Source organism: Phormidium sp. CCY1219 (genome assembly GCF_055795085.1).
On sequence record NZ_JAYFEQ010000273.1, the window covers coordinates 1 to 10734 of the forward strand.

Annotated in this window: 2 protein-coding genes; both read right to left on the minus strand. The window is 50.3% G+C overall.

Translation table 11 applies throughout. The features are described 5' to 3' along the window. Positions 1 to 158: 158 nt before the first annotated feature. The gene (locus AC0QH1_RS03705) at positions 159 to 917 is read right to left on the minus strand and encodes a peptidylprolyl isomerase (RefSeq protein WP_324629511.1); all 759 of its coding nucleotides are present in this window, start codon (positions 915 to 917) and stop codon (positions 159 to 161) included. A gap of 68 nt (positions 918 to 985) precedes the next feature. Next, a complete protein-coding gene (locus tag AC0QH1_RS03710) occupies positions 986 to 10660 on the minus strand; it encodes an SBBP repeat-containing protein (protein ID WP_324629512.1) in 9675 nt (3224 codons plus the stop codon). Between the last annotated feature and the right edge of the window lie 74 nt (positions 10661 to 10734).

Sequence of the window (10734 nt, forward strand, 5' to 3'; positions counted from 1 at the left end):
TTGTACTTGTCCTAATGCACTGAGCAATTCTTCTAAATATTGTTTGGCAAATTGGTCGTGAACAAATCTGGTCATTGTAGGTTTGTATATATATACCGTATTTCTTCTATCATTAAATATCAATAAAACATAGGGTGGGCAATGCCCACCCTAGTTGATTAATCTAAGCGAAGAGTCGTTTGTTTTAGTTGTTTTTGCAACCACTCTTGAAACAATACTTCGCGAAGTTCTCGCTGGATGATGGGGTCGTCTATAGAGGCAGGTAAGCGATCGCGTACCCAACACAAGCAATATCGTCCGTCTAAATCCACTGGGCCGATAATTTCGTCAGGTTTGGCATCTTTGAGGGGTTCTCGCAGGGGTACCGGCAGTTGACCGATTCGTACCGTACCCACCATACCGCCAACGGCTTTATCTTCATCGAGAAGGGTTTTTTCTTTGGCGATCGCTTCAAATTGACTGCGATCGCTCTCCAATTGCGCTTTAAGTTCAGTCGCGGTTTCTTTATCTTTAACGAAGATTCGAGAAAGCACTACGCGATCGCACAATTTTTGTTGTTCCTCAAACCGTTTTTCGATATCCGGCTGGGCGATCGCTATCTTCAGCTTCTCCACTTTAATCCCAAACGCCAGTTGCTCGCAAAGCTCATCATAAGTTAGATTATTTTTCGAGAGCCATTCGTTAAACTTGCTGGGATTCAGGAGATTGGCTTGTCGGGTAAAATTGGAAATCGCCTCGTTAATTTTGAATTTAGTGGCCTTGATGTCGGAACGATTTTTCAGTTCTTGGGTGAGAACGTAGTGCTGCTTGAGGTCGCTGAGCATTCGTTGCAAGCCGCCAGACACTTTCAGCATTTGGCAGACTTCTTCAAAGGAAAAAGATTGGTTAGCAATTGTTACAAATGAATTATAATCCATGACTTTTTTGGGGGAGTAAACAAAGATTTGAACGTAGGGGCACGGCAATGCCGTGCCCTTTGCCGGTACTATGACAACTTCATCATCCAGGCATCTTCTTCGCCGAGATTAGAACCCTCTAAATCGCCGGTGGTGTCACCTGCAAGATAGATGCCGGTAATATCCAAAATCATGTCATTAACCACATCATTGCTGTCGCTGCCGAATTGTTGTTTCCACTGCAACGCGCCATCGACGTTGTATTTAGCGAGGAAGATATCGTCAGCGCCAAATTGAGCGTCGCCGAGTTGACCTTCGGTGGTTCCGGTTAGGTAAACATTACCCAAACTATCGGCAACTACCGTAGTGCCACTGTCGGCATTTGTGGTGCCTAACAGTCGCTTCCAATTGATGCTGCCAGTGGTGCTATCTAATTGGGCAACCCAGGCATCGCCATTGCCGTAGTAAGTGCCGCCTAAACCGGACTTGTCGCCGTGAATTCCTGCCCACCAAGCATCGCGATCGCCTACCCAGTCATCTGGATCGCCGAGATAGGTTTCGCCTAACCACCCAAAGGTTTGACCCCCCAGATAAACGTGACCGTTATTATCCACAGCAACGCTGCGGGCAACATCCACTGCAGTGGTTCCCAACTGGGTTTGCCATTGCAAATTGCCACTGCTGTCTAACTGGGCAACCCACGCATCTCCATCCCCTTCGCGGGTTCCGGCTAAAGATCCTTTGGTTTCGCCGGTGATGTAAACGTTGTCGTTATTGTCTACAGTAATTCCCAGGGCTTCATCTTCATCGGTAGTACCCAACTGTTTCACCCAAGTTTGGATACCATCGCTGTCGTATTTGGCAACCCAGGTATCGGTTGCGCCTTGGTTCGTGCCATCGATATCGCCAGTGGTGCGCCCCGTCACGTACAAACTGCCGTCATTGCCAAGGGTTAAAGCACCGTTGGTAATGTCATAACCCGCACTACCCAGGGGGTTTTGCCACAGTTGAGTGCCGTTGCTGTCGTATTTGGCAATCCAGCTATTTGACGGATCCCCACTCCATCCGAGAACGTATAAATTATCGGCACTATCCACCGCAATCTGTTTGGCTTCATCATCGCCAGCAGTTCCCAATTGAATCTCCCACAGTTCGTTACCACTGCTGTCGCGCTTGACGATAAACCCATCGCTACCACCGGCATTGGTTCCGCCTAAGTTGCCAGAAGTGTGACCGACAGTGTAAGTGTTGCCCGCACTATCCACAGCGACGCTATTGGCAACGTCCTCCGCTGAAGTGCCGAACTGTTGCTGCGACTCTAGGTATTGAGTTTCATTGTCGAGAATCTTCAACTTTGCGTAGTACGCACTCATCGCATAGTTGGGATTGCTCTTTAAGTAGATATCGACAATTTCATCTTCTTCGAGTTCACTGTCATCAATGGGATTGATGTCAATGGTGATGGAAGATTCACCGGCTGGAATCGTGATGCTTTCTGGGATAGCTTCATAATCGATCCCGTTTTTGGCTTTATGCCACCACCCGGTAGAAATCCAGTAATCCACTGTTAACGGATTGGTGGTATCTCCCGTGCGGCTAATGGTGAATTGACCCGGATCGCCGGATTCAGAGGCTTGATTATCGCTGACGGTAATCTCGACCGTAGGTTTATCGTCATTATCCACAAGAGTCACGGGAATCCGATCCCAAATCCGACCTTGATGGTTCATAAACGTATAGGTTGGATCTGGGGTCAGAGTCAATTCTACCGTCTCGTCCCCTTCCACTTCACTATCATCAATCGGGATAAACGTGAAATAGACATCACGCCGACCGGCAGGAATGGTAATGCTGCCGGGGAGTTCTTCGTAGTCTTCTCCATTGGTTGCGGTTCCCGGTAGAGAGTAGTAGACGGTTAAATCTTCTTCCAAACTGCCGATTCGACGCAACAGGAAGTGTTCGTTATTTCCAGATTCCGAGGTATAGGATTCTCGATGGAAATTCGTCGGTTGACCGGTGTACCATTCTGCGTAAAGCCGTAATTTCGGGATTTCATTGTCCCAAATGACCACCGTATCCAGGTGTTCGCTGCTGTTGATTTCGTAGCCATTACCTTCAGCAAGTTTCAGCCTCACGGTTTCGGGCCATTCTGTTTCTGTGTCTTCCAGAGAGGTAATGGTCAAGGTGATGGAAGTTTCACCCGCCGGAATGGTGATGCTGGTGGGAATTGTTTCGTAGTCGGTGCCGTTACCCGCTTGCGGACGCCCCCAATGGATTGACGGTTCGATGGTGAAGTTCACCGTCATCGGAGTGCTGGTATCTCCCGTGCGTGTAAAGGTGAATTCGCCGGGGTCGCTGCCTTCTGTGGCATCGGGGTCGGTTGCTTCGATGCTGACGGTGACGGGATTCACGTCAACGCTGACGGTGACTGGGGTTGCCACTGTGACTTTGCCATCGGTGAGGGTGGCGGTGAATGCCGGTTGCGCGTTGCCGACGGTGGTGGGCGTCCACACGATCGCCTCACCTGCGGATAAGGTTGTCACACCCGCTTCTACGGGTTGACCGTTTTTGGTGGGAATGTCGGAACCGACGGTTTGGATGCGGAACGTGAGAGCGTCGCCATCTGCATCAGCGGCACCCGTCGCCGCTACCAAGTCCGCGTGAGTGACGGTAAATCCGGCGTTTTCTGTGGCACCTGTGAGGGTGAGGTTGGAGGTGGTGACGGTGGGTGGATTGTTCTCGGGTGCGGGTGGATTGGAGAATGTCCAGTTGAGGATATCGTGATTTTCCCATGCTGCGGCTGTGGCTGCGGTAAACCCAACCCAAGCGTTGCCATTATCTAAATCTAAGGTCGTCCCTAAGTCTCCTGGCACGGTTAAAACCGGGGTAGATAGGTCATCCATGAAAATTTGCAGGGTGCCGGGGATGTATTTCACCTTAACCGTGTGGACTTCCCCATCGGACATATTGGGAATATCGCTCGTGACACCCAGAGGCGTGATACCCACACTGTTTCGTCCTGTGCCGCCGGTGTGAACGCTCAGATGATTGTCACTCGGGTCATGGGTGCCGGGGTCGTCGTTATCATAGGTATCGAATTCCACCGCGAGGCTATTATAGATGCCGCTATAGCCCAGGGTTCCTCCCCCACCACCGATCGCATCGGCACTGCTATTTTGAATAACAAAAGCAAAACCATCTCCACCGGAACCTGCCAAATCGTTAATCTGGAATTGGAAAGTAGTCTCAAAACCATCTTCCACCGATTGCGGCGTCGCGTGCCACACTGCTCCAGCTTGAGAGCCGCTTGTCCGGTTCTTCGGGGTCAGGCGGAGTGTGTCGCCGAGTTGTGCCGCGCTACCGATGAGGTTGAGTCCTTCTAGGGAGCTAAAGTCTTCATAGTTTAACTCGGTGACGGGGACAACCCGCACGTCATCAATGACAAACCCGGTTCCACCATTCGCCGCATCTCCCTGGAATGACAGGGTGGTGTTGTTGCTGTCGGCAGTAAAAGTGGAAGTGTATTTGACAAACTGGAGATTGTCTAGAGTTGATGGAAGATCGTGGGTCAGAGTAGTTGAGAGTAGAGAATTGTTACCCGTAACGTCGATATATCCTGTGGATGACTCATTTTGCACAGTTGGGTTGTGCGCGTACCAGAAACTTAACTCATAAGTCTGACCGACTTCGGTGGTAAAGGTTTGCGACAGAGTTGCATCGCTGTCAATATCTAAGCTTTGGTCAATACTATCTGGGTTGCTGGTTCCCGATACGCCACTCCACGACAGGTTTTTCAGGTCTATATTGGCGTTGGAAAGTGACCAACCAAATCCGTCTGGTAGAGTTGCATCATTGTATGTTTGCAACAAGCCACTCACATCAACAGCTTCAAAGTCGCCATTTTGGATGAGGTTTGTGGGTTCGTCGCTAATAATTGACCCGATGTTGACAAAGGTGTTTTTGGACACCCAGGCGTCATAATTGCCCGCGTTGGTGTTGGCGACGGAACCCGTGCTGTTGCCAGTGGTGTAAATGTTACCGGAGCGATCGCTGGTAATATCTTGAACGAAATCGTCGTTGGCGGTAGCGATGATGCGGCTGTTGATAAAGTTGCCGTCGCTATCCAATGTGGTGACAAAGGTATCGTTACTGCCGAAATGCGGTTGACCGTTGAGAGACCCTTGGGTGGTGCCAGTCCAATGGATCCTGCCATTGCGATCGACGGTGACACCCCAACCTCGGTCATCCCCTGCGGTTCCTACTTGTTCCGTCCACAGTTGAGTGCCGTTGGGGTTGTATTTCACCAAGAAAGCATCTTGACGTCCGGCATTGGTGTTGCCGTTGAGGTCGCCTTCGGTAGTGCCGGAGAGGTAAATATTCCCCTCGCTGTCAATGCCTAATTGAACGTTGCGGCGATATTCTCCGCCCACATTGGGGATGTAAACGTAACCGTCTGCGGCAGGGGTTCCCAGTTGTTCCGTCCAGAGTTTGGCACCAGAAGCGTCATATTTGGTCAGGAAGATATCGGTGCTGCCAGCATTGGTATTGCCATCCAGGTTCCCTGTGGTGACGCCAGCAATGTAAACGTTTCCAGCAGCATCCGTCACTACAGAACGCGCCATGTCTTCACCGTCAGACCCTAGCGTTTGCTGCCAAATCAGATTGCCATTGCTGTCGTATTTCGCAAGTAAGGCATCGGAAATACCCGGTGTTGACCAAGGTTGAGAATAACCGGAAATATACACATGACCCGCATTATCGACGGTGATGCCACTGGCCCAATCATGGGCAGCGGTGCCAATAAATTGACTCCACAGTTGATTACCCTCGCTATCCCATTTTGTCAGAGTGATATCGCCACTGCCATTCTGACCTGGGCCATCATCGTAACCAACGGTATAAAGATTGCCTGATGAGTCGTTGGCGATGCCGTTGTAGTAGTCAGTTCCGGTCGAACCCGATTGGCGCGTCCAGAGTTTATTGCCTTCGACGTCGTATTTGGTGAGGAAGGGATCGGAAAAGTTAGCATTAATGCCGCTGCCATTGGTGTTGCCATCAAGAGAACCGCTAGTGGCACCAGCAATGTAAACGTTTCCATCGCTATCTACGACAACGCCACGCGATTGGTCGGAGTTGACGGTGCCTAATTGCCGAATCCATGAGCGATCGGCAATGGGTGCTAGAATTTCCACGATACCGGGTCGAATCCCATTCTGTTGACTCGGCAGATCATTCCACGTGCCAACACCATAAACATTGGTCTCGGTGAAGTCTTCCCCTTCAGGAGTATGAAGTTTGTTATCCGGTGTACTACGCCAGTTTAGGAATGTGGCTGAATCTCCACTCACCCACTGATGATTCCCCTCGGTATTGCCATAAATTGGGCTATCATTTAACCCAATCAACTTTCGGCCACCACCAAAAGTATCAAACAGCCATTGATTCTCATCGGCATCGTCAATGGTGACAAGGTTGCCGCCAAGTGCCTGCGCTTGTTCTTGTGCGCCTAGCCAAGTGTCGGGGGTGGTGAGGAAATAGCGATTTCCCGTCACCGGATTGGTGTAAACGTAGCTGGTGGTATCGATAAGGTCTGCGCCTTCTATCTCTTGCCGCACTTGTGACAGGGTGGCACCTGTTTCTAATTGATTTTGCCAGTAAGCAATCTCTGTGGTTTCCGCTTCTCGTCCTAAGAGTTCCTGATAAAATTCAGCGATTTTTTGTTGGGCTTCATTGTTCCCTTGTCCATCAACTGCCGCTTGAACAATTTCCGGACGCAGTTGCTCTAAGGTTTCGCCATTTTGCCAGCGTTCCATCCAATGTTCGAATAAGGAAACGTCGCGCCCAATAACTTCGTTGGCAATCCGATTGATGGGATTTTGGTCGGTGATGATGATGTGACCGCTGGAGTGGGTGCCGTTTTCATAGTCACCCTCTGCTAAGTTAACCACGAGGGTTTCGTTGCCTTCGATTTCATCATCGGGAAGGGCAATTATCGGCAGGGTGACTAAGGTTTCACCGGCAGGAATGATGATGTTATCGCTTAAGGTTTGAAGGTCGCTGCCATTGGTTGCATCCCCACCCCAGGTGTAATTCACGCTCAAGCTTTGGTCTAAGTTGCCAATGCGCTGAAACACGATTTGTCCCGCATTGCCATCTTCTCCCGCTAGGGAATCCGTGACCATGATATTGACAATGGGTTGTTCGAGTTGTGCCGGGTCAATTTCGATGATGCCAGGGAAGTTTCCGATATAAGTGCGGTCATTCCATTTCCCATCTACGTGCTGATTTATAACGCTAAAGTCTTCACCTTCTGGGAGAAATGGACTATTGTTGGGTTCTCCTTGCTTCCAGTTTTCGTAGGTTATCGGGTCGCCATTTACCCATTTAAAATCTCCCTCTTGATTACCATACATTTCACTATCTGTCAAGCCAATATGAAAAACTTGACTGGTGCCAAAAGTATCTACAATCCACTGCTGTTCGTCAGCGGTGTTAATGGAAACCAGATTTCCACCCACTGCTTCTGCTTGGTTTTGTGCGCCTAACCAGGTGTCGGGTTCGCTTAACAGATATAGATGGCCGTTGGCAGGATTGACGTAAACGAAGGAACCGTAACGGTCTGTAATTGTACTATCGGTAATGGTGCCGATCGCATCAGTGTTTTCTCCTACCCGATATCCGGGCAGATCCCGTAAGCTAATCTCTACAGTCTCGTTTCCTTCCAATTCATAATCGTGAATCGGATTAACCCCAATGGTGACGGAGGTTTGACCCGGTGCAAAGGTGATGGTTTCGGGGAGTTCCTGATAGTCGTTGCCGTTGCTGGCAGTACCGTTCATCTGATACTCTACGGTGAGCGATCGCGCCAGATTTCCCCCTTCTCGCGTCACCACAAATTGTCCGGCATTCCCGTCTTCTGTAGCATCGCCATCGGTGGCAGTCACGTTCACCGTTGTCGGCGTTTCTGTGCCGAAAAAGTTGAGTTTCCACCCGTTCCAATTCCCAACTTCGTTCCCCCATTCATCAGAAACTCGCAGTTTCCATTCCCCTTGTGAGGATTCTCCCCAGTGTTGCGCTGAGGTAAACACCCAATTGTCATAGTTATCGTTGGGGTCGCCATGCCGATCGCTCAATTGGGATACTGTCCCATCTGGCGATATCAATTCTACTTTCAAGTCGCCTCGGTAGGTATGACTGGCATCGAATACCACTTCTACCCACTCCACTTGAATATCCTCTTCGATCGCGATCGCGGATTCCACATAGCGATCGTTCTCGATGCGATCGCGCGATCGCAGCATTTCTCGTTCGGTCTCACTCAGGGTTTCCGGTTCCCGTTGCAACAGGTTGGCCACCTCTTCACCCAACAGGCGATCGGGTTCGTAATCGGGAATCGCCGCATTTACGGTTTGCCAAGTGGATTTCACCGAAACTTCTGGCGCAACAGGCGTCCAATTCGCCGCCGCTTCTACCGCATCCTCGGCGGAAATTGCGCCAAATCCATAGTTCGGATTCACCCAATATCCCGCTTTATTCTGCACCCAGTCCGGATTTTCCGCATCGGTTTTCTGCGCCGTTTCTACTAGGATATGCTGCACGTCGCGATAGGACAAATCCGAGTTAACCTCCAACATTAATGCCGCCGTTGCCGATACGATGGGTGCTGCTGCTGAAGTTCCACCGAATTTTTTTGTATAATTTCCGTCGGCGTAATCTTCGCTCTCGTCGCTGTCTCCCCCAGAATTATATCCTGCTTCTCCAGACAAATCGCTAGTGGGAATTCCCACACTGATGCCATCTTCCGAAGTGGAACTCGAAGGGGCGGAAATAAATAAGGAAGCACCGGATTCGCTATACGAAGATTGCTTCCCATCTGGCCCGATCGCACCCACTGCGATCGTGTGGCGCGAGTTGGCAAAAGGATTGTAATTCACATTTTCCCCTAACCAGCGATCGTTCCCCGCCGCATACACATAAACGTTCCCTTTCCCCTCTCGTCCTTCTGCCACACCTTTCTCTAACGCCGCCAAACTCAAGGGAGTAGAAACTTTCGATTGCGCCGGTTTCCAACTGTTATTGTAAATATCGATTTCTTCGTTGTAAAATACTCCATTTTCTCCCTGAGAAAACAAGGCATCGCCAATCTGTTCGTCAGTGACATCCGCCGCCGTTAACTGAAAGTCCACCACCGACGCTTCCGGCGCAACCCCGCTGATTCCATTGGTTCCATCTCCTGCCACGACTCCTGCAGTGGATGTGCCATGTTGCTGCGGTTGTGCCATTTCCGGTTCTTGTTCCGGATCGAGCATCCAACTCAATCCGGGGCGGCGGTTGAAAAAGGGGGGTCGCCACCACCACCACCACCACCACGATTCCTCTAGTTCCACTGGCGGTGTGGCAATTAATTCCGATTCGGGTACGGTTTCGTTGAAATTGCGCTGCAGGTGGTCGAGCAATTGGCTTTCTAAATTGGGATGTGAGTCTAAAATCCCATCATCAACGATCGCGATCGTCACTCCTTCTCCTGTGGCCAATTCCCACGCCCCGAGAACTTTGGCACCCTCGCTGGCAATCCCATCAATTTCGCCAATATCTCGCAAATGCCATTGGTCATCTGCCATTGGATATTCGGGCAAATGTTGCGGCGGAATTAACTGAATCGGAATCAGCGGATAGGGATAATCCGAACCGACCAAATCCTGTAATTGGGTTTGAATTTGTTCCGGAGTTTTTTCTTCGGAAAACTGGAAAATATAGGTATCGTCGATCTGCCCCGTTTCCCCTAAATTTTCCGCATCAAACAGAGTAGCGATCTGGTCGGGGTTTAAGTTCGGGTCTAACCAAATTACCCAGTCTGTGGTTCTCGCTAATGCTTCGGCGTCGTAATTTTCCAAGTCTTGCGATCGCTCCAGGGCACTTTGCACCGGGTCGGAATATTCTGGGGAAGTGGTTTCTACATACCTATTCACCAAATCAACCACGGTTTTGGTATAATTCACCAAAGCTTCACCGAGTTCGCTTGTGCGCCAATCTTTGCCTTCGGGAATGACGCTATCCAAATGCACGGTTTCGGCAGTTGCCCCTCGCACTTGGAAGATAACATCGTTATAATCTCGGTCTGTGCCGCGATCGGTTCGCAAGTCTTCCATGACGAATGTATGTCCGTCGCCGGTGACATCGGCAATCTGTCCCACGTGAAATGATTCGTTTGGATTGGCAGTGGTCATGGAAAACAGGGGACGTTTGGCACCGCCTACGGTGGGGTCGTCATATACTTCCTGTACCGTTCCATGGGGCACTAACATCACCCCAAAGGTATCTCCGGGTTCCATGACAAACCGTTTGATGCCTTTGTAGTCGCCGCTATTTTGATTTCGTTCTCCCAATTCCCCGGTAAATCTGGCCCCTTCGCTGCGATCGGCGATCGCGACATACCCCTGAGTGGAATTACTCAATGCCCTCCGCGCCGCTTCTTTGATAAATTCGGGAGACCCTGGTTTGTAGCGATTCATCCCGGTCAAACTAAATAGGGCAAGTTCGCCCCGATACCCGCCGCCATCATATAAAAAATCAATCCCAACTTCTCCGGTGGCGCTAATAACCTCAAAAACTCCCGAATTATAGATTTCTGCTAATGTCGCCTCTACAGAAGATACTGAAATGACCTCGATTTCCCCGCGTTCTTCCGGTTCCGCTCTCTCGGATTCTATCGGGTCCTCGGATGCTGCTGTGGCCTCCTCGCTGTCGCCCCTATCCGATGCCAAGGTATCGCTGGGTTCTTCGCTGGATCCGGTGACGCTGCTGGATAACGTATCTTCGCCAGATTCGCTCTCCCTGT

Excerpts from the sequence above, each read along its gene's own strand:
- AC0QH1_RS03705 (WP_324629511.1), bottom strand. The coding sequence starts at position 917 with ATGGATTATAATTCATTTGTAACAATTGCTAACCAATCTTTTTCCTTT.